Origin of the sequence: Lysobacter sp. CCNWLW3 (genome assembly GCF_036697405.1) — a bacterium.
Taxonomy (GTDB): domain Bacteria; phylum Pseudomonadota; class Gammaproteobacteria; order Xanthomonadales; family Xanthomonadaceae; genus Lysobacter.
In genome coordinates, this window is record NZ_JBAHWA010000017.1 from 35,119 (window position 1) to 54,369 (window position 19,251).

Consider the following 19,251-nt stretch of genomic DNA (forward strand, 5'->3'; position numbering starts at 1 on the left):
CCGTCAGCGGATCGCGTCGAGCAGCTTTGCGCGCAGCGCGGCCAGGGCGCGGCCGCGGTGGCTGAGGCGGTTCTTGAGCTCGGTGTCCATCTCGGCCGCGGTCAGGCCGTAGTCGGGGTCCAGGAACACCGGGTTGTAGCCGAAACCGCCGCTGCCGCGACGCTGGTCGATGATCAGGCCCGGCCACACGCCTTCGGCGATGATCGGTTGCGGGTCGCCCGGATGGCGCAGCAGCACGATCACGGCGTAGAAATGCGCGGCGCGCTGGCCCTCGGGCACGTCCTTCATCGCCAGCAGCAGCTTGTCGATATTGGCCTGGGCGTCGCCATGCACGCCCGAGTAGCGCGCCGAATACAGGCCCGGCGCGCCGCCCAGGGCGTCGACGCAGATGCCCGAATCGTCGGCCAGCGCCGGCAGCCCGGTGATCGTGCAGGCGTGGCGGGCCTTGAGCAGGGCGTTCTCGACGAAGGTGCTGGCGGTTTCCTCGGCGTCGTCCACGCCCAGGTCGCTCTGCGCGACCAGCTCGATGCCGGTGTCGGCCAGCAGTTCGCGCAGTTCGACCAGCTTGCCGGGGTTGCTGCTCGCCAACACCAGTTTCATCGCTTCAGCTCCAGCAGGTCCCAGCGGTTGCCGTACAGGTCCTCGAACACCGCCACGGTGCCGTAGGCCTCGTGGCGCGGCGCTTCCATGAAGCGCACGCCGCGCGCGCTCATCGCCGCGTGATCGCGCGCGAAGTCGTCGGTGTGCAGGAAGAAGCCGACCCGGCCGCCGGTTTGGCGGCCGATCGCGGCCTGTTGCTCCTCGCCGACGGCCTGGGCCAGCAGCAAGGCGGTCTCGTTGCCCGCCGAGGGCGACACCCGCACCCAGCGCTTGCCGCCGCCCTGGTCGACGTCCTCGAGCAGGACGAAGCCGAGCGCGCCGGTGTAGTAGGCGATCGCCTCGTCGTAGTCGCGCACCACCAGGGTCAGGCTGCCCAGCGTGCGCTGCGTCGCCGTGCCGCTCATCGCGCCAGGGCGTCGCGCTGGTGCTGGATCAGTTCGGCGATGCCGGCTTCGGCCAGGGCCAGCAGGCCGTCGAGTTCCTCGCGCCGGAACGCATGGCCTTCGGCGGTGCCCTGCAGCTCGATGAAACCGCCGCCGTCGTTCATGACCACGTTCATGTCGGTGTCGCAGTCGCTGTCCTCGGCATAGTCCAGGTCCAGTACCGGAACGCCGCGGTAGACGCCGACCGAGACCGCGGCGACCGCGCCGAAGATCGGGTCCTTGTTGATCTCGCGGTGCGCCTGCAGCCAGCGCACCGCGTCCACCAGGGCCACGTAGGCGCCGGTGATCGCGGCGGTGCGGGTGCCGCCGTCGGCCTGCAGCACGTCGCAGTCCAGGGTGATGGTGCGTTCGCCCAGGGCCTTGCGGTCGATGCAGGCGCGCAGGGCGCGGCCGATCAGGCGCTGGATCTCCAGGGTGCGCCCGCCCTGCTTGCCGCGCGCGGCCTCGCGGTCGCTGCGGGTGTGGGTGGCGCGCGGCAGCATGCCGTACTCGGCGGTGACCCAGCCCTCGCCCTTGCCGCGCAGGAAGGCCGGCACCTTGTTTTCGACGCTGGCGGTGCACAGCACCCGGGTCTGGCCGAAGCTGACCAGCACCGATCCTTCGGCGTGGGCGGTGTAAGCGCGTTCGATGCGGACTTCGCGCATCTGCCCGGGCGTGCGCCCGCTGGGACGCGCGAAGGCGTCGTTGGGGGCGGCGGAAGTGCCGGTCATGGCCATGAGTTACCGTTTTGGTGGCCGGCGAGTTTACCATTCGCTCCCTGTAGGCCTTGGACCACCGCATGATCCGCAGCATGACCGCCTTCGCCAGCGGCGAACGCGTCACCGAATGGGGCACGCTCGGCTGCGAGCTGCGCTCGGTCAACCACCGCTTCCTCGAGCTGGGCCTGCGCCTGCCCGACGAGTTGCGCGCGCTGGAGCCGGCGCTGCGCGAACGCATCGCCAGCCGGGTGAGCCGCGGCAAGCTGGATTTCGCGCTGCGCCTGCGCGCGCCCGAGGGCGCGGCGGCGCTGCAGCTCAATCCCAGCCGCCTGCGCGAGCTGGGCGAACTGGCGATCGACCTGCAGGCGCGCTTCCCGGGCCTGCGCACCGAACTCACCGACCTGTTGCAGTTCCCGGGCGTGCTGCAGACCCCGGCCACCGACCCGGCGGCGCTGCAGGTCGCGGCGCTGGAGCTGTTGGACGGGGTGCTGGACGAATTCCTGGCCGCGCGCGAGCGCGAGGGCGCCAAGCTGGCGGCGGTGATCGCCGAGCGCGTGGACGGCATCGCCGCGATCGCCGGCGAGGTGCGCGGCATGATGCCGGGCATCCGCAGCGGCCAGCGCACCAAGCTGGAAACGCGCCTGGCCGATCTGGCCCAGAACAGCGGCGTCGGCGGTTTCGACCAGGGCCGGGTCGAGCAGGAACTGGTGCTGTGGCTGCAGAAGCTGGACGTGGACGAGGAACTGGACCGGCTCGACTCGCACGTCGCCGAAGCCCGCCGCGTGCTCAAGCTGCGCGAGGCGGTCGGCCGCCGGCTCGACTTCCTGCTGCAGGAATTCAACCGCGAGGCCAACACCCTGGGCTCCAAATCGGTCGACGCGCGCAGTTCGGCGGCGGCGGTGGAGCTGAAGGTGCTGATCGACCAGGTCCGCGAGCAGATCCAGAATATCGAGTAAGGCCGGGATTCGGGATTGGGGATTCGAGATTGGCGAAAGCCGTCGCGAATCGGCCGAGCGCTCTGATCCCGCTGCTGGTTCGCCGTTGCTAATCCCGAATCCCCAATCACGAATCCCAGCCTAATGCGTGGAACCCTCTACATCGTCGCAGCCCCGTCCGGTGCCGGAAAATCCAGCATCGTCAACGCGGTGCTGGCGCGCGACCCGAACATCAGCCTGTCGATCTCGTTCACCTCGCGCCAGCCGCGGCCGGGCGAGCGCCACGCCGAGCATTACCACTTCGTCAGCGCCGCCGAATTCGAGGGCATGGTCGAGGCCGGCGATTTCTTCGAGCACGCGCGCGTGCACGGCGACTGGAAGGGCACCGCCCGCCAATCGGTGGAGCCGCAGCTGTCCGGCGGCCGCGACGTGCTGCTGGAAATCGACTGGCAGGGCGCGCGCCAGGTCCGGGCCAAGGTGCCCGGTGCGGTCAGCGTGTTCATCCTACCGCCGTCGCGGCAAGCGCTGGAATCGCGCATGCGCACCCGCGGCCAGGACAGCGAGGAAGTGATCCTGCAGCGGCTCGCGGCCGCGCGCGAGGAGATGTCGCATTACGGCGAGTTCGACTACGTGATCGTCAACGAGCACTTCGACACCGCCGTCGACGAGATGTGCGCGATCTTCGTCGCCAGCCGGCTGCGGCGCGAGCCGCAGGTCGCGCGCCATTCGCGCCTGATCACGGCCTTGCTGGCCGACGAGGGCTGAGCGCGGCGGGGTTCGGCCGGCCTTCCCGCCTTGGGCAGGAGCGGCGTGAGCCGCGACCCGGCGGCCATAAACCTGGCCATAGCGACGCCTTTGCCCACTGGGGCGGTCGCGGCTTGCGCCGCTCCTACAGTCGCTGCACCGATATGGCGTGGTTAAGTGTTTGATTCATAATGCAGAAAGGCCCCGAATCTTGCTCTGCGCCGCTGGCGGGGCTAAACTTCCCGGTCCCCATCCGCTGTAAAGACGGCCGCACCGGCCGCCAGGAGCCCCATGGCCCGCATTACCGTCGAAGATTGCCTGGAAGTGGTCGATAACCGCTTCGAACTCGTCATGCTGGCCGCCAAGCGCGCCCGTCAGCTGGCCAACGGCGTCGAGCCGCAGCTGGACAACAGCGAAGCCAACGACAAGCCGACCGTGTTGGCGCTGCGCGAAATCGCCGCGCGCCAGATCAACCCCGAATACATCGACGCGGTCGAGAAGTCCGAGCGCGAGCGCAAGGAGCGCGAGGCGCTGGAATGGGCCGCCGCCGAAGTGGTCGCCGACGACGACCTGTCCAAGGGCGACGACTGATTCCGGCCGCGGCCCCAGGGCCGCGCCCGCGAGACCTACGGCCCCGCCTCGGCGGGGCCGTTTTCGTATGGGGCGCGTCGCTGCGGCGGCTCATCGGTACGGGGCGCCGATCCCGGCTTCGTGCGGGAGCGGCATAAGCCGCGATCGAAGCCCGAGCCGAGGCCTCGCTATCGCGGCTTACGCCGCTCCCACAGGAATCCCGGAGTGCCCTCACGGCCGCCGTGAACGGGCTCCCCCTGGCCTCGGAATATCGGTCTTGCGGATACGGATTCCGATAATCGCCACCATATTCATGTTTCCGGCGGCGGATTCGCGCGCGAGCGCGTTGCCAGCCGCGCCGCCGCCCGCGTAGATTGCTCTTATGACCCCCGCCGAGCCCGCGCTGCAGTCCTATCCGGTCCCCGCCCACGACGACGCGGACCTGCCGGACTATGTGCGCGAGTTCGAGCAATCGGCGCACTACCTGCCCGAAGCGCAACGCCAGCTGCTGCGCCGCGCCTGGGCGATCGGCGCCGCCGCGCACGCGGGCCAGACCCGCAAATCCGGCGAGCCCTACATCACCCATCCGGTCGCGGTGGCCAAGGTGCTGGCCGACCAGGGCCTGGACGTCGAGACCCTGATCGCGGCGATCCTGCACGACACCATCGAGGACACGCCGCTGACCCGCGAGGGCCTGGCGACCGAGTTCGGCGAGACCGTGGCCGAACTGGTCGACGGCGTCACCAAGCTGGACAAGCTGCAGTTCCGCGACCGCCAGGAAGCGGCCGCCGAGAGTTTCCGCAAGATGCTGCTGGCGATGGCGCGCGACTTGCGCGTGATCCTGATCAAGCTCGCCGACCGCCTGCACAACATGCGCACCCTGGGCGCGCAGAGCGCCGAGGCGCGCGAGCGCATCGCCCTGGAAACCCTGGAGATCTACGCCCCGATCGCGCAGCGCCTGGGCATGAACCTGATCAAGGCCGAACTGCAGGACCTGGGTTTCCGCGCCCTGCATCCCTGGCGCCACGCGGTGATCGAGAAGCGCATCCGCACCCAGCCGGTGGTGCGGCGCGAATCGTTGGTGCAGATCGAGGCGCACCTGGCCCAGCGGCTGGCCAAGGAGAAGCTGCCGCATCGCCTGATCAGCCGGGTCAAATCGCCGTGGAGCATCTACACCAAGATGCACCACGAGCATAAGAGCTTCACCCAGGTCATGGACGTGTTCGGCTTCCGGGTCGTGGTCAAGAACGTGCCGGACTGCTACCACGCGCTGGGCGTGGTGCATTCGGCCTACAAACCGCTGGACGCGCGCTTCCGCGACTTCATCGCCATCCCCAAGGCCAACGGCTACCAATCGCTGCACACGGTGCTGTTCGGCCCCTACGGCTCGCCGGTGGAAGTGCAGATCCGCACCGAGGAAATGGACCTGATCGCCGAGCGCGGCATCGCCGCGCATTGGTCGTACAAGCACGGCGGGGAAGGCCCCAACAGCGCCCAGACCCGCGCCCACAGCTGGATCGCCAGCCTGGTGGAGTCGCAGCGTTCGACCGGTTCCTCGCTGGAGTTCCTGGAGAACGTCAAGGTCGACCTGTTCCCGGACGAGGTCTACCTGTTCACGCCCAAGGGCGACATCCTGTCGCTGCCGCGCAATTCCACCGCCCTGGATTTCGCCTACGCGGTGCACACCGACGTCGGCAACCGCGCGGTCGCCGCGCGCGTCGACGGCAAGCTGGTGCCCTTGCGCACCAAGCTGGCCAGCGGCCAGCGCGTGGAGATCATCACCGCCAAGTCCTCCACGCCCAAGCCGCAGTGGCTGGAGTTCGTGGTCTCGGGCAAAGCGCGCACCTCGATCCGCCAGCAGCTCAAGCAGCTCGAACACGAGGACGCGGTCCAACTCGGCCATCGCATGCTCGACCGCGCGCTGGAAGCGCTGGAGACCTCGCTGGACCGGGTACCGGCGCTGCGTCTGGAGAGCTATCTGGCCGAAAGCCGCTACCCGCGCCTGGAGGCCCTGCTGGCCGACATCGCGCTGGGCAACCGCATGCCCAACCAGGTCGCGCTGGCGCTGGCCCGCGAGACTCCGGGCAAGCCGCGCGGGCGCCCGATCGACCGCCCGCGCATGACCGAGGACAAGATCCTGATCACCGGCGCCGAGCGCGGCGTGATCAGTTTCGCCAACTGCTGCCTGCCGCTGCCCGGCGACGAGATCATGGGCTACCACACCGCCGGCAAGGGCATCGTGGTGCACCGGCTGGACTGCCCCAACGTCGCCGACTACCGCAAGTCGCCCGACCGCTGGGTGTCGATCGGCTGGGACCGCCAGGTCAGCGGCGATTTCGGCGCCGCCCTGCGCATCGAGGTCGACAACCGCCCCGGCGCGCTGGCCCAGGTCGCCGCGGCGATCGCCGAGGCCGAGTCCAACATCGACCGCGTCGAGTACCTGGAGCGCGATTCCAACATCGCGATCATGCGCTTCTCGATCGAGGTCGCCGACCGCCGCCACCTGGCCGACGTGATGCGCAAGGTGCGCCGGCTCAACGTGGTGCTGGGTGTGCAGCGCATGTAACGCGCCGACGCGCGCGCCGCTGCGGTTCGCCTACGGCTCACCGCATCCTACGGGCCGCGCGTAGACGACAGAACGATGCGCAGTGCGGCGCAATTCGTCGCGCTCCGAAGCGCGGAAGACAAGCCAACGCGCAGGGCATCCTCGATTCGTCATCCCCGCGAAGGCGGGGATCCAGTGACTTCAGCGCTTCGTCGCGCTTTGCTGCGAATGGTGGTTAGCCAAGTCACCGGCTTCCGCCCGCTGCACATGCGGGTCGCTTGCTCTTGCTCGTCATCCCCGCGAAGGCGGGGATCCAGTGACTTCAGCGTTTCGCGGGTGTTGCCGCGAATGGTTGATAGCAAGGTCAACGGCTTTCGCCCGCTGCGCGTGCGAGTTACTTTCTCTTGCTTGCCCAAGAAAAAGTAACCAAAGAGAAGGGCAGTGTCTCGCCAAACCTCCCCTGCGAGAGCGGAGTGGGCGCCGGGATTTTTCGATAGGACATCCCTGTCCTATCGAAAAACGGCGCGCGTCCTGCGCGCCGCCCTCCGGGTCTGAGATGGGGCTGGGCGAGTACGGCGCTATGGATTCCAATGCCGCGGCAACGGCAACGGCAACGGCAACGGCTTTGCTGTCATCCCCGCGAAGGCGGGGATCCAGTGACTTCAGCGCCATGCCGCCAAAACCGTCGGCGCCACGGTTCCGAACCCGCGCACCACACCCCCAAACGCAGACGCCGCCCGAAGGCGGCGTCTGGCGCATCGCGCTCCAGGCCGGCGGGCTTAGTCGGCGTTGCGGTCCTGGTTGTCCAGCGCCGACTTCTCGCCCGCGAACGGGTTGAGCTTGCGCCAGTTGGCCGGGTAGTCCGGCCATTCCCCACCCGTCAGGTAGGGGTGGTTGGGATCGTTCTGCTGCAGCACGCGCTTGGCGTCGGCGGCCAGGGTGTCGTTGCCCAGGCCGGTGTAGGCGACCGCCAGGGTGGCGACGGCGTCGTTCTGGTACTTGCTCTGCGGGTAGGTCTCGAGCAGGTACTTGGCGCGCTCGGCCGCGGCCACATAGGCGGTGCGGCGCAGGTAGTACAGAGCGACGTCGAGCTCGTGGCGCGAGAAGGTGTCGCGCAGCGCCATCATGCGCAGGCGCGCGTCGGCGGCGTAGCGGCTGTTCGGATAGCGGTCGGCGACGATCGCGAAGTCGTTGTAGGCCTGCATCGGCGTGGCCAGGTCGCGGCGGCTGGAGTCCAGGCGCCACACGCGCTGCAGGAACACCGTGTCGCGGCTGGAGTTCACCAGCCCGCGCAGGTAGTACATGTAGGAGGCGTAGCGGTGGGTCGGGTAGGTACGGATGAAGCGGTCGATGCTGCTGATCGCGTCGTCGTGCTTGCCGGACTTGAACTGGGCGTAGGCGGTTTCGACCAGGGCCTGCTCGGTGTAGGGGCCGTAGGGATACTGCGCGACCAGGCGCTTGAAGGTGCTCTCGGCGGCGGCCCAGTTGCCGTTGGTCATCGAGGTGTGGGCTTTGTCGTACAGCGCCTCCACCGGCTGGCCCTCGTCCGCGTCCTTGTCCTTGAACATCTTGCCCAGGCGGCCGCAACCGGACCCGGCGAGTACCACGATCAGCAGCAGGGACAGCAGTCGGACGAGGCGGTGTGAACGGGCGAAACGAAGGGTCATGGCAAGGTTCGCGGGCGCCGGAGGCACGAAGCGCCGATAATAGCAGTCCCCGCGCCCAGCCCCTGAATCCTGCCCATCCGATGAACGAGTCCGTAACCCCCCTCCAGGCCACCGTGCCCGACAGCGCCGCCGGGCGCCGATTCGACGCGGTCCTGGCCGAGCTGTTCCCGGACTATTCGCGTTCCCGGCTGGCCGCCTGGATCAAGTCCGGCGACGCCCGCCTCGACGGCCGCGAAGTCCGCCCGCGCGATCCGGTGCGCGGCGGCGAGACCGTCACCCTGAGCGCCGTGCTCGACGTCCAGACCCATTCCGAGCCCGAAGACATCGCGCTGGACGTGCTCTACGAAGACGAGCACGTGATCGTGATCGACAAGCCGGCCGGCCTGGTCGTGCACCCGGGCGCCGGCAATCCGGCCGGCACCCTGGTCAACGCCTTGCTGCACCGCGACCCGGGCCTGGCCGCGCTGCCGCGCGCGGGCATCGTCCACCGCCTCGACAAGGACACTTCGGGCGTGATGGTGGTGGCGCGCACCCTGCCGGCGCACACCGCCCTGGTCGAGCAGCTGTCCTCGCGCGAGGTGCATCGCCAATACCTGGCCGTGGTGGTGGGCGCGCTGGTGTCCGGCGGCACCGCCAACGCGCCGATCGACCGCCATCCGCGCGATCGCATCCGCATGGCGGTGCGCGAGGACGGCCGCGACGCGGTCACCCACTACCGCCTGCGCGAACGCTTCCGCGCCCACACCCTGCTGGAATGCCGGCTCGAGACCGGGCGCACCCATCAGATCCGCGTGCACATGGCCCACCTCAAGCACCCGATCGTCGGCGATCCGTTGTACGGCGGTCCGCTCAAGCTGCCGCGCGGCGCCACCGCCGAACTGGTCGATGCCCTGCGCGGTTTCCGCCGCCAGGCCCTGCATGCCGAGACCCTGGAGTTCGTCCATCCGGTCAGCGGCGAGCCGGTGCGATGCAGCGCGCCGATGCCGGCCGACATGCGCGCGCTGATCAAGACCCTGCACGACGACACCGTCGCGGCGGCCGAAAAGGCGCGCTGAGCCATGTCCGATCGCGACGCCTGGTTGCCCGCCGACTGGCCCGCGCCGGCGAACGTGCGCGGCTTCACCACGCTGCGCACCGGCCCCGGGGTGTCGGCGCCGCCGTTCGACCGCTTCAACCTGGGTTTGCGCGCGGGCGACGAGGCCGAGGCGGTGCTGCGCAATCGCGCGGCGCTGATCGAACGCGCCGGCCTGCCGTCGGCGCCGCGCTGGCTGCGGCAGGTGCACGGGGTCGGCGTCGTGCGTTTCGACGGTCCGCTTCAGTTGCAGGATGTTCAAAGCGAAGCGGCGACGCTGCCGCCGGCCACCGACGCTCGGCCCACCGCGACGTCAGCGCCCCCTCTCCCGCCCGCGGGAGAGGGCCGGGGTGAGGGCCCCCCGGAACCCGAGGCCGACGCCTCCGTCACCTCCACCCCCCGCACCGTGCTCGCCATCCTCACCGCCGACTGCCTGCCGGTGCTGTTCGCGGCCGACGACGGCAGCGAGGTCGGCGCCGCCCACGCAGGCTGGCGCGGCCTGGCCGCGGGCGTGCTCGAAGCCACGGTCGCGGCCATGCGCACGCCGCCGCAACGCCTGATCGCCTGGCTGGGGCCGGCCGCCGGTCCGCAGCGCTACGAAGTGGGCGCCGAGGTTTACGACGCGTTCGTCCATCAGGACCGCGCCGCCTCCCACGCCTTCGTCGCGACCCGCCCGCAGCATTGGCGCGTCGACCTGTACGCGCTGGCGCGCCGCCGCCTGACCGCGGCCGGGCTGGATCCCGGGCGGGTCCACGGCGGCGGGCTGTGCACGATTTCCGAACCGCAACGCTTCTATTCGCACCGCCGCGATCAGCGCGGCGGGCGCATGGCGAGCCTGATATGGATGAGTCGATGAGCGTTCCTAGCCGGTGGTGTCTGCTGTCCTTCGTGGCCCTGCTCGCGGCGTCGCCGCTGGCCGCGCCGGCGGCCGCGGCCGATTGCCAGTCGCGCGTGTACGCCCTGCTCCTGGCCGCCTATCCCGGCGCCGCCGGCGAGACCGGGGACAACGGCGAGTTCCTGCGTTTGCCGGGCCCGGCTATGCGCTGGATCAACCTGGAAGACGTGGTCTGCAAGGTCTGGCCGGCCGCGCCGGACCGGACCCTGCTGGCGGTCAAGCTGCGCCACGAAGCCGCCGACGGCGGCGACGAGGACCTGGCCGACCTGGACCTGCTGATCGCCGATTCCACGCAGACGCGAATCCTGCAGCGCTACCACCAGGCCAACGCGCTGGACTCCGACGCGATCCGGGTCAGCGGCCTGAGCCTGGACACCGCGCGCTACCGCCTCGACGACCGCACCACCGCCTTCGGCCTGCGGGTGAACTACAGCGGCTCTTCGCGCGCCAATCCCTACAGCAGCACCTCCTTGAGCCTGTACGTGCCCGACGGCGCGACCCTGCGCCCGGTGTTGCGCAATCTCGAGGTGGCGCTGGATCGCGGCGAATGGGATACCCAGTGCGTGGGCGAGTTCGAGAGCGTGCAGCGCACCGTCGCGATCGACGCCAAGCGCGACCATGGCTACGCCGGGCTGCTCGTGGCCAGCAGCGCCAGCACCAGCCGCAATGAGCCGCAGGACGAGGAGTGTTCCAGCTCCGAGACGCCTGTCGTCAAGAGCCGCGAACGCCTGCGCTACGACGGTCGCGAGTACGTGGTGCCGGCGCCGCTGCGCGGACTGGACTGAGGCATGCCTCCGCTGCGGTCCGCCGCTTTCGCTGGCCCGCCGCGGCTGCGCGCGTGCGTGGCGGCATCGCCCGGCAGAGCGTCGATGCGGGGGCGGCGCCGATGAGCGTCGCGGCGCCCTCCCTGTACCGGCAATTGCTGGGCGCGCGCTACGAGCGGCTGCCGCCGAGCGTGCGCGCGCTGCACGAACGCGCCGGCCTGCATCGCTATCGCGGCCAGGTCGACTCCGTACGCGGTAGCGGCTGGCTGTCGCGCCTGTGCGCCTGGGCGACGCGCCTGCCGCCGGCGACGTGCGAGGCGATCGAAGTCGAGATCACCGCCGATCCGCAGTCCGAACGCTGGCTGCGCCGCTTCGCCGGCCACGACATGCCCTCGCGGCTGTGGGCGCAGGACGGTCTGCTGTGCGAGCGCCTGGGCCTGGTGCGTTTCGGCTTCGCCCTGGACGTGGAGGACGCCACGATCCGTTGGCGTGTCGCACGCGTCAGCGCACTGGGCCTGCCCCTGCCGGTGCGTTGGTTCGACGGCGTCGGCGCGGTCGAGTCCGAGCGCGAGGGACGTTACCGCTTCGACGTGCGCGCGGCGCTGCCGCTCGCGGGCCTGCTGGTGCATTACCGGGGCTGGCTCGATGTCGATTGAGGCCGACAAGCGCGCGACCATGCAGACGCAGCGCGAGCCCGCGGCCGGCGAGCGCCACGAGGCGACGATCGTGTTCGACGGCGTGTGCGCGCTCTGCAACGGCTGGGTGCGCTTCCTGCTGCGCCACGACCGCCGCCAGCGTTACCGGTTCGCGGCGATGCAGGGCGAACGCGGCCGTGCCCTGCTGTCCGCGCACGGATTGGACCCCGACGATCCGATGTCGTTCCTGCTGATCGAGGACGGCCGCGCCTGGACCGACACCGACGCGATCGTGCGCGTGCTGGTCGGCCTGGGCGGCATCTGGCGGCTGGCGGCGATCGCCCGTTGGCTGCCGCGCGGCCTGCGCGACCCGCTGTATCGCCTGATCGCGCGCAATCGCTACCGCCTGTTCGGCCGCTACGAACACTGCCTGCTGCCGACCCCGGAACAGCGCTCGCGCTTTCTGGATTGAGCGACGCACGGGCGCGTAGTGCGGGCCCGCCTCCATGGCCGCGAATCGCGGCCCACGGCCGATCGTTCTGCGCAGCGCTTTTTGCCTCCCCCTTTGGAATAGGGGGATTGAGGAGATTTGCTTTGCAGCGGCGCAGGCCCGCCGTCCCTGATTCGACAGACTCACCACGAACGGCTTCTGGATTCCGCGACCGCCCCGGCTTGTCCTCCCCTTTTGGAAAAGGGGGATTGAGGGGGATCTGCTTTTGCGCCGGCGCAGGCCCGACGCCGCCCATGGTTCGACCGGCTCACCACGAACGGCTCGGGCGAAGGCGCCGCTCGTGGTGTGCGGGGCGAGAACGGCGGAAGCCCGGCTCGCCGAAACTCCCGCCACGCTTGCGTCGCCGCGCCCGCGCGGCAACCATGTCTCGTCCGCCCCGGAGTCCGTCCATGCCTCGTGGCCTTGCGCTGTCGCTGTGCCTGGCCCTGGCCGCCTGCGCCAGCATCGCGCCGGGCGCGGTCGATCCCGCCCTGCGCGGCGACGCCGCGCGGCCGGCGGCCGCGCAGGCCTGGATCCGCAGCGAGCTCTATTTCAGCGTCGGCACCGAGGGCCGGGCCCAGACCACGATCGACGAAGCGCAATGGCGCGCCTTCCTCGACCGCGAAGTGACGCCGCGCTTCCCCGACGGCCTGACCGTGTTCGAGGGCTACGGCCAGTGGCTGTTCCGCGGCGCCGCCGCGCCCGAGCGCCAGCGCGCCAAGGTGCTGGTGGTGCTGCACGAGGACAGCCCCACGCGCAGCGCCGACATCGAGGCGATCCGCGCCGCCTGGAAGCGCATGAGCGGGCATCAGTCGGTGCTGTGGTCGCGCCAGCGGGCGGACGTTTCGTTCTAGCGCCGGCGCTGTTCGCGCGGCCCGTCCAGCCCGCACAATCCCAGCTCGTCCCCGCGTTCGCCAGGATCCGCCGATGACCGCTTCCTCTCCACGCCGCTGGTTCGTCGCCGGCGACTTCAACGGCTTCTTCGGCCTAGTCGTGGACAACCTGTCCATCCTGGGCTTCATCGCCGCGGCCCTGATCGGCATTTTCGGCTTCCCGGCCGAGGTCGTGTACACGCGCATGTTTCCGGGCACCGCCTTCGGCGTGCTGGTCGGCAATCTGATCTACACCGCGATGGCGCGGCGTCTGGCCGCCAAGACCGGTCGCGACGACGTGACCGCGATGCCGCTGGGCCTGGACGCGCCGACCAGCATCGGCATGGCCCTGCTGGTGCTGGGCCCGGCGTTCGTCGCCTACAAGCAGTCCGGCCTGGACCCGCAGGCCGCCGCGATCGCGACCTGGCAGTTGGGCATGGCCTCGCTGATCGTGATGGGCCTGCTCAAGTTGGTGCTGTCCTTCGCCGGCGATGCGGTCACCCGCCTGATCCCGCGCGCCGGCCTGCTCGGCTCGATCGCCGGCGTGGCCCTGGTGCTGATGGGCTTCCTGCCGCTGGTCGAAACCCTGCGCTCGCCGCTGGTGGGCTTCGTCACCCTCGGCCTGCTGCTGTACGTGCTGATCGCCAAGGGCCGCCTGCCGGTGAAGTTGCCGGGCGTGTTCGTGGCCTTCGTGTTCGGCACCGTCCTCTATTACGGCCTGGGCGCGCTCGGCCTGGGCGCGCCGGGCTTCCATTGGCCGGAAGCGGTGCCGCCGACCCTGGTGCTGCCGTGGCCCAGCCTGGGCTTCATCGAGGGCCTGCCCGCGACCGTGCCCTACCTGCCGCTGCTGCTGCCGTTCGGCCTGCTGATGGTGGTCGGCGGCATCAACGTCAGCGAAAGCGCGCGCGCGGCCGGCGACGACTATCGCACCCGCGACATCCTGCTCGCCGAGGCCTTCTCGACCCTGGTCGCGGGCTTCTGCGGCGGCGTCGCCCAGACCACGCCCTACATCGGCCAGCCCGCCTACAAGCACATGGGCGCGCGCAGCGGCTACACCCTGCTGACCGGCCTGTTCGTGGGCCTGGGCGGCATGCTCGGCATCGTCTCCGGCCTGGTGCAGTGGCTGCCGCTGGCGGTGCTGGCGCCGATCATCGTCTACGTCGCGCTGGACATCACCACCCAGGCCTTCCAGGCCACGCCGAGCAAGCATGCCACCGCGATGGTGTTCGGCTTCCTGCCGTCGGTGGCCTACATGCTGGCGATCAAGACCGGCAACCCGGGTTGGATCGCGCCCGAGCACCACGCCCAGCTGATGAGCGCGCTGGACGGGCACGGCCTGCCGGAACTGGCGGTGATCGTGACCCTGGGCAACGGTTTCATCATGACCTCGATGATCTGGACCTCGGCGGTGGCGGCCATGGTCGACGGACGCTTGCTGCGCGCCTCGGCCTTCCTGCTTGCGGGCGCGGCGCTGGCGCTGTTCGGCATCATCCATTCGGTCGATCCGCGCGGCGGCATCTATTTGCCGTGGGCGCTGGAAGGCCTGCCGCGCACCATCGCCTGGCAGTTCATCGGCGCCTACCTGGCCTTGGCGGCCCTGATGGCGCTGCTGTCCCTGCAGCGCCAACCGCGCCGGGACGACGCGGCGGCTTGAGCCCGCCGCCGCGCGTCCTCATATCCACCGTTCCCCTTTCGAACCGGCCCCGCCATGTCCCTGCAGACCGAACTCGACGCCGTGCCCGGCGTGACCGCCCGGCCCGAGGCCGACACCCGCGACTTCGTCTTCAACCACACCATGCTGCGGGTCAAGGACCCGGCCAAGGCGCTGGATTTCTACACCCGCGTGCTCGGCTTCACCCTGGTGCGCAAGCGCGATTTCGCCGAGGCCAGGTTCAGCCTGTATTTCCTGGTGCTGGTGCCGGACCCGGCGCAGATTCCGGCCGAGGAGCCCGCGCGCGGGCAATGGCTGCTGAGCCAGCGCGGCGTGCTCGAACTCACCCACAACCACGGCACCGAAGACGAAGCCGGTTTCGCCTACCACCACGGCAACAGCGAGCCGCGCGGCTTCGGCCACATCTGCGTGTCGGTGCCGGACGTCGAGGCCGCCTGCGCGCGCTTCGAGCGGCTCGGCGTCGAGTTCCAGAAGCGCCTCAGCGACGGCCGCATGAAGGACATCGCCTTCATCAAGGACCCCGATGGCTATTGGGTCGAGATCCTGCAGCCGACCAGCCGGGTTTGATTCCATCCTCGACCGTTCCCCCTTTCTGATTCCAATGCGCCCAGTTCCCCTTTGACAAAGGGGCTAGGGGATTTGCTTTCGCTTCTTCGTCGCAACGGCACCGGCAAATCCCCCGCGCGCCAGCCCCCCGGCACCGGAAAGCCGTCCGGCGCTCGCCCCTTTTTCAAAGGGGGCAATGGTTGGCGCCCGACTTGCCCAACCGGATGATTCCGATGCTGTTCCCCCTTTGAAAAAGGGGGCTAGGGGGACTTGCTTTGCCTCGCCGCCGCAACGGCAACAGCAAATCCCCCGCGCGCCGGCCCACCCCTGCACCGGAACGCCGCCGGGCGCTCGCCCCCTTTCCAAAGGGGGCATCGGTTGGCGTCCACTGGCGCGCCTAGCCTTCCGGCGGCTGAAGCCGCGGCCGCCACCGTCTCGCCGAGTCTTGAAACACCCGTCCCAGCCCGCATTAACAGGTCATTCGCGGCGCTAGCGCGACACTCGCACCGGGCCGCCACACCTTTCGGAGAACCCTCCATGCGGATGGACAAGCTCACTTCGCGTTTCCAGCAGGCGCTGGCCGACGCGCAATCGCTGGCGGTCGGGCGCGATCACAGCGTGATCGAACCCGCGCACCTGCTCAGCGCGCTGCTGGATCAAAGCGGCGGCAGCACCAAGCCTCTGCTGGCGCAAGCCGGCATCAACGTGCCGCTGTTGCGCGAGCGCCTCGGCGAAGCGCTGGAAAAGCTGCCCAAGGTCAGCGGCCAGGCCGGCAACGTGTCGGTCGGCAACGATCTGGCGCGCCTGCTCAACGTCACCGACAAACTGGCCCAGCAGCGCGGCGATGCCTTCATCGCCAGCGAACTGTTCCTGCTGGCCGCGCTCGACGACGGCGGCGAAGTCGGTCGCGCGCTCAAGTCCGCGGGCGCGAACAAGGCCAAGCTGGAGCCGGCGATCGACAAACTGCGTGGGGGCGAGAGCGTGCAATCCGAGAACGCCGAAGAACAGCGCCAGGCGCTGGAGAAGTACTGCATCGACCTGACCGCGCGCGCCGAATCCGGCAAGCTCGATCCGGTGGTCGGCCGCGACGAGGAGATCCGCCGCACCATCCAGGTGCTGCAGCGCCGGACCAAGAACAATCCGGTGCTGATCGGCGAGCCCGGCGTGGGCAAGACCGCGATCGTCGAGGGCCTGGCCCAGCGCATCATCAACAACGAAGTGCCCGAAGGCCTGCGCGGCAAGCGCGTGCTGTCGCTGGACATGGGCGCCCTGATCGCCGGCGCCAAGTTCCGCGGCGAATTCGAGGAGCGCCTGAAGGCCGTGCTCAACGACCTGGCCAAGAACGAAGGCCAGGTGATCCTGTTCATCGACGAACTCCATACCATGGTCGGCGCCGGCAAGGCCGAAGGCTCGATGGATGCGGGCAACATGCTCAAGCCCGCGCTCGCGCGCGGCGAGCTGCACTGCATCGGCGCGACCACCCTGGACGAGTACCGCAAGTACGTCGAGAAGGACGCCGCGCTGGAGCGCCGCTTCCAGAAAGTGTTCGTCGGCGAGCCCTCGGTCGAGGACACCATCGCGATCCTGCGCGGCCTCAAGGAGCGCTATGCGGTCCACCACGGCGTGGAGATCACCGACCCGGCGATCGTCGCCGCCGCGACCCTGTCGCATCGCTACATCGCCGACCGCCAGCTGCCCGACAAGGCCATCGACCTGATGGACGAGGCCGCCTCGCGCATCCGCATGGAGATCGATTCCAAGCCCGAGGAGCTCGACCGCAAGGAACGCCGCTTGATCCAGCTCAAGATCCAGCGCGAGGCGCTGAAGAAGGAGAAGGACGCCGAATCCAAGCAGCGCCTGGCCGATCTCGAAGCCGAGATCGCCACCCTGGAGCGCGAGTTCAACGACCTCGAGGAAGTCTGGAAGGCCGAGAAGGCGACCCTGCAGGGCGCGACCAAGATCAAGGAGCAGATCGAGCAGGCCAAGCTGGAACTGGAAGCCGCGCAGCGCACCCAGGACTACGCGCGCATGAGCGAGATCCAGTACGGCACGCTGCCGGAGTTGGAGAAGCAGCTCAAGGCCGCGCAGGAAGCCGAGACCCAGGGCTTCAAGCTGTTGCAGGACAAGGTCACCGCTGAGGAGATCGCCGAGGTGGTCGCGCGCTGGACCGGCATTCCGGTGTCGAAGATGCTGGAAGGCGAGCGCGAGAAGCTGCTCAAGATGGAACAGGCGCTGCACCAGCGCGTGGTCGGCCAGGACGAGGCGATCCGCGTGGTCTCCGACGCCGTGCGCCGTTCGCGCGCGGGCCTGTCCGATCCCGACCGGCCCAGCGGTTCCTTCCTGTTCCTGGGTCCGACCGGCGTCGGCAAGACCGAGCTGTGCAAGGCCCTGGCCGAGTTCCTGTTCGACTCCGGCGACGCCATGGTCCGCATCGACATGAGCGAGTTCATGGAGAAGCACGCGGTCAGCCGCCTGGTCGGCGCGCCTCCGGGCTACGTCGGCTACGAAGAGGGCGGTTACCTGACCGAGGCGGTGCGGCGCCGTCCCTACAGCGTGATCCTGCTCGACGAGGTCGAGAAGGCGCACCCGGACGTGTTCAACATCCTGCTGCAGGTGCTGGACGACGGCCGCCTCACCGACGGCCAGGGCCGCACCGTGGATTTCCGCAACACCGTGATCGTGATGACCAGCAACCTGGGTTCGCAGATGATCCAGGAGCTGGCCTCCGACGGCAGCGCCGAGAGCTATACCCAGATGAAGGCCGCGGTGATGGGCGTGGTGCAGGCGCACTTCCGCCCGGAGTTCATCAACCGCCTCGACGACATCGTCGTGTTCCATCCGCTCGACAAGGGCCAGATCCGCGAGATCGCCAAGATCCAGATGCACGGCCTGGAAAAGCGCCTGGGCGAGCGAGGCCTGAAGCTGTCGCTGTCGGACGCAGCGCTGGCGCTAATCGGAAACGTCGGTTTCGACCCGGTCTACGGTGCGCGTCCGCTCAAGCGCGCGGTCCAGCAGCAGTTGGAGAACCCGCTGGCGCAGAAGATCCTCAGCGGCGAATTCGTCAGCGGCGACGTCATCCAGGTCGAGGCCGAGGCCGGGCACCTGGTGTTCCGCAAGGGCTGACGTTCGCGGCCATGGCGGGGAGACCCGCCATGGCCGTTCTCTCAACGCGGGCAGTAAGGCCGGTCGAAGCTGGGCTCCAGGTCCAGGCCTACGCGGTTGTCCGCGCCTTCGCGATAGACCTCCAGGCGGCAGGCCTGATCGCGCATTTCCAGGTTGACCAGGTACTGGTGGCCGGCGTCCGGTACGAAACTCATGCCGGCCGTGCAGGTCCAGTACGACTGGTAGCCGCCGATATAGACGAAGGAATTCACCGCGATGCGCTTGCCGACCGGGACGCGTGCGCGCTGCTGTTTGTCGGGCACGAATTTGTAGTTGGTCCCTCCGACGCAGAAGAAGGGCGAAGGCACGTCGCTCAGATTCACCACCGCGCTGGGTTCGCCCGGCTGAAACGGATAGGGCGACAGCGAGGAGCAGGCGGTCAGCGAGGCGGCGGCCACAAGGCCGGCGACGATCGCGCGGCTCACGGCGCACCCGCCGGCTTGTCGGTCGGGGCCTTGGCGACCTTACGGATATGCGCGTACTTGGCCAGAACCTCGGCCGTGACCAGGGTGCCCGGCTTGGCCTCGTCTTCCAGCAGCAGGTAGGCGACGCCGGAGGTGCCGCCGGTCAGCGGCGTGACCAGGTCGCGGGTGTGGCGCTGGCCGATGATGGCCTCGGCGATGCTGCCGTAAATGGAAAAATACGGCTTGTTGCGTTCATGCGCGACTTCCGCGCAGCGCAGCATCAAGTAGTCCTCGACCTTGGCTTCCTTGCTGTAGCCGTTGCCGGCGAAGCCGACCTTGATCAATTCGCCCGGCCCCGGGCGATCCCAATAGCCGCCGGTCCAGCCCAGCAAGGGATTGCTGACGCTGTGATAGCCGGTGGCGCAGCCGCTCAGCAGCGATGCCGTCAGCACCGCCGTCGCGATCGCTCGCGTCATGCGCAATCCCCCTTGCTGGAGCCTCCCCAGGCTCGCGGCGCAAGTGTAATGACGTTCGCGG

The 19,251-nt window shown here is 69.4% G+C and carries 19 protein-coding genes; 13 read left to right on the forward strand and 6 right to left on the reverse strand.

Features of this window, described 5'->3' with window-relative positions; translation table 11 throughout:
- Window positions 1-3 precede the first annotated feature (3 nt).
- The 3 genes from rdgB to rph are packed head-to-tail and all read right to left on the reverse strand — an operon-like array spanning window position 4 to window position 1,753.
- Complete coding sequence (rdgB, locus tag V1318_RS18485; protein ID WP_332941224.1) at window positions 4-600, reverse strand: RdgB/HAM1 family non-canonical purine NTP pyrophosphatase; 597 nt, start codon at window positions 598-600, stop codon at window positions 4-6.
- Window positions 597-1,004, reverse strand: coding sequence for a VOC family protein (locus V1318_RS18490; RefSeq protein WP_332941225.1), 408 nt, complete (start codon window positions 1,002-1,004; stop codon window positions 597-599). The genes rdgB and V1318_RS18490 overlap by 4 nt, the downstream gene beginning before the upstream one ends.
- Complete coding sequence (gene rph / locus V1318_RS18495) at window positions 1,001-1,753, reverse strand: ribonuclease PH (protein ID WP_332941227.1); 753 nt, start codon at window positions 1,751-1,753, stop codon at window positions 1,001-1,003. Before rph ends, V1318_RS18490 begins: the two co-directional genes overlap by 4 nt.
- A gap of 68 nt (window positions 1,754-1,821) precedes the next feature.
- Between rph and V1318_RS18500 the strand changes: the two genes are divergently transcribed.
- The 4 genes from V1318_RS18500 to V1318_RS18515 all read left to right on the forward strand — a co-directional run bounded on the left by V1318_RS18500 (window position 1,822) and on the right by V1318_RS18515 (window position 6,556).
- Window positions 1,822-2,697: a YicC/YloC family endoribonuclease gene (locus V1318_RS18500; protein ID WP_332941228.1), complete on the forward strand. Its 876-nt coding sequence runs from the start codon at window positions 1,822-1,824 to the stop codon at window positions 2,695-2,697.
- A 123-nt stretch (window positions 2,698-2,820) separates the two neighbouring features.
- Window positions 2,821-3,441, forward strand: a complete 621-nt coding sequence (gene gmk, locus V1318_RS18505; protein WP_332941229.1) for a guanylate kinase — start codon at window positions 2,821-2,823, stop codon at window positions 3,439-3,441.
- A gap of 270 nt (window positions 3,442-3,711) precedes the next feature.
- Window positions 3,712-4,011, forward strand: a complete 300-nt coding sequence (gene rpoZ, locus V1318_RS18510) for a DNA-directed RNA polymerase subunit omega (protein ID WP_055900332.1) — start codon at window positions 3,712-3,714, stop codon at window positions 4,009-4,011.
- 361 nt (window positions 4,012-4,372) lie between these two features.
- On the forward strand, window positions 4,373-6,556 hold the full coding sequence (locus V1318_RS18515) for a bifunctional (p)ppGpp synthetase/guanosine-3',5'-bis(diphosphate) 3'-pyrophosphohydrolase (RefSeq protein ID WP_332941230.1): 2,184 nt from the start codon (window positions 4,373-4,375) through the stop codon (window positions 6,554-6,556).
- Between the two features lie 758 nt (window positions 6,557-7,314).
- Here the strand turns inward: V1318_RS18515 and V1318_RS18520 are convergent.
- Window positions 7,315-8,202, reverse strand: a complete 888-nt coding sequence (locus V1318_RS18520; RefSeq protein WP_332941231.1) for an outer membrane protein assembly factor BamD — start codon at window positions 8,200-8,202, stop codon at window positions 7,315-7,317.
- An 80-nt stretch (window positions 8,203-8,282) separates the two neighbouring features.
- Here V1318_RS18520 and rluD point away from each other — a divergent pair, with 80 nt between their 5' ends.
- From rluD to clpB, 9 genes are all read left to right on the forward strand, one after another.
- Window positions 8,283-9,257, forward strand: a complete 975-nt coding sequence (gene rluD / locus V1318_RS18525) for a 23S rRNA pseudouridine(1911/1915/1917) synthase RluD (RefSeq protein WP_332941232.1) — start codon at window positions 8,283-8,285, stop codon at window positions 9,255-9,257.
- 3 nt (window positions 9,258-9,260) lie between these two features.
- Complete coding sequence (gene pgeF / locus V1318_RS18530) at window positions 9,261-10,130, forward strand: peptidoglycan editing factor PgeF (RefSeq protein ID WP_332941233.1); 870 nt, start codon at window positions 9,261-9,263, stop codon at window positions 10,128-10,130.
- Entirely contained in the window at window positions 10,127-10,954 is an 828-nt protein-coding gene (locus V1318_RS18535) for a hypothetical protein (RefSeq protein WP_332941234.1), read from the forward strand. The genes pgeF and V1318_RS18535 overlap by 4 nt, the downstream gene beginning before the upstream one ends.
- Window positions 10,955-11,055: 101 nt before the next feature.
- Window positions 11,056-11,589, forward strand: a complete 534-nt coding sequence (locus V1318_RS18540; RefSeq protein ID WP_332941235.1) for a DUF4166 domain-containing protein — start codon at window positions 11,056-11,058, stop codon at window positions 11,587-11,589.
- A gap of 19 nt (window positions 11,590-11,608) precedes the next feature.
- Window positions 11,609-12,040 (forward strand): thiol-disulfide oxidoreductase DCC family protein, encoded by a 432-nt coding sequence (locus V1318_RS18545; RefSeq protein ID WP_332941258.1) that lies wholly within the window; start codon window positions 11,609-11,611, stop codon window positions 12,038-12,040.
- Window positions 12,041-12,468: 428 nt separating this feature from the next.
- A complete protein-coding gene (locus V1318_RS18550; protein WP_332941236.1) occupies window positions 12,469-12,912 on the forward strand; it encodes a DUF3574 domain-containing protein in 444 nt (147 codons plus the stop codon).
- 73 nt (window positions 12,913-12,985) lie between these two features.
- The gene (locus V1318_RS18555; protein ID WP_332941237.1) at window positions 12,986-14,584 is read left to right on the forward strand and encodes a hypothetical protein; all 1,599 of its coding nucleotides are present in this window, start codon (window positions 12,986-12,988) and stop codon (window positions 14,582-14,584) included.
- Window positions 14,585-14,638: 54 nt separating this feature from the next.
- Window positions 14,639-15,169, forward strand: a complete 531-nt coding sequence (gloA, locus tag V1318_RS18560) for a lactoylglutathione lyase (protein ID WP_332941238.1) — start codon at window positions 14,639-14,641, stop codon at window positions 15,167-15,169.
- A 516-nt stretch (window positions 15,170-15,685) separates the two neighbouring features.
- Window positions 15,686-18,271, forward strand: coding sequence for an ATP-dependent chaperone ClpB (clpB, locus tag V1318_RS18565; RefSeq protein WP_332941239.1), 2,586 nt, complete (start codon window positions 15,686-15,688; stop codon window positions 18,269-18,271).
- 41 nt (window positions 18,272-18,312) lie between these two features.
- Here the strand turns inward: clpB and V1318_RS18570 are convergent, their stop codons facing one another.
- Window positions 18,313-18,735 carry a hypothetical protein gene (locus V1318_RS18570; protein WP_332941240.1) on the reverse strand — a complete coding sequence of 141 codons (423 nt, stop codon included), beginning with the start codon at window positions 18,733-18,735 and terminating at the stop codon, window positions 18,313-18,315.
- Window positions 18,732-19,190 (reverse strand): hypothetical protein, encoded by a 459-nt coding sequence (locus V1318_RS18575; protein WP_332941241.1) that lies wholly within the window; start codon window positions 19,188-19,190, stop codon window positions 18,732-18,734. The genes V1318_RS18570 and V1318_RS18575 overlap by 4 nt, the downstream gene beginning before the upstream one ends.
- Window positions 19,191-19,251 lie beyond the last annotated feature (61 nt).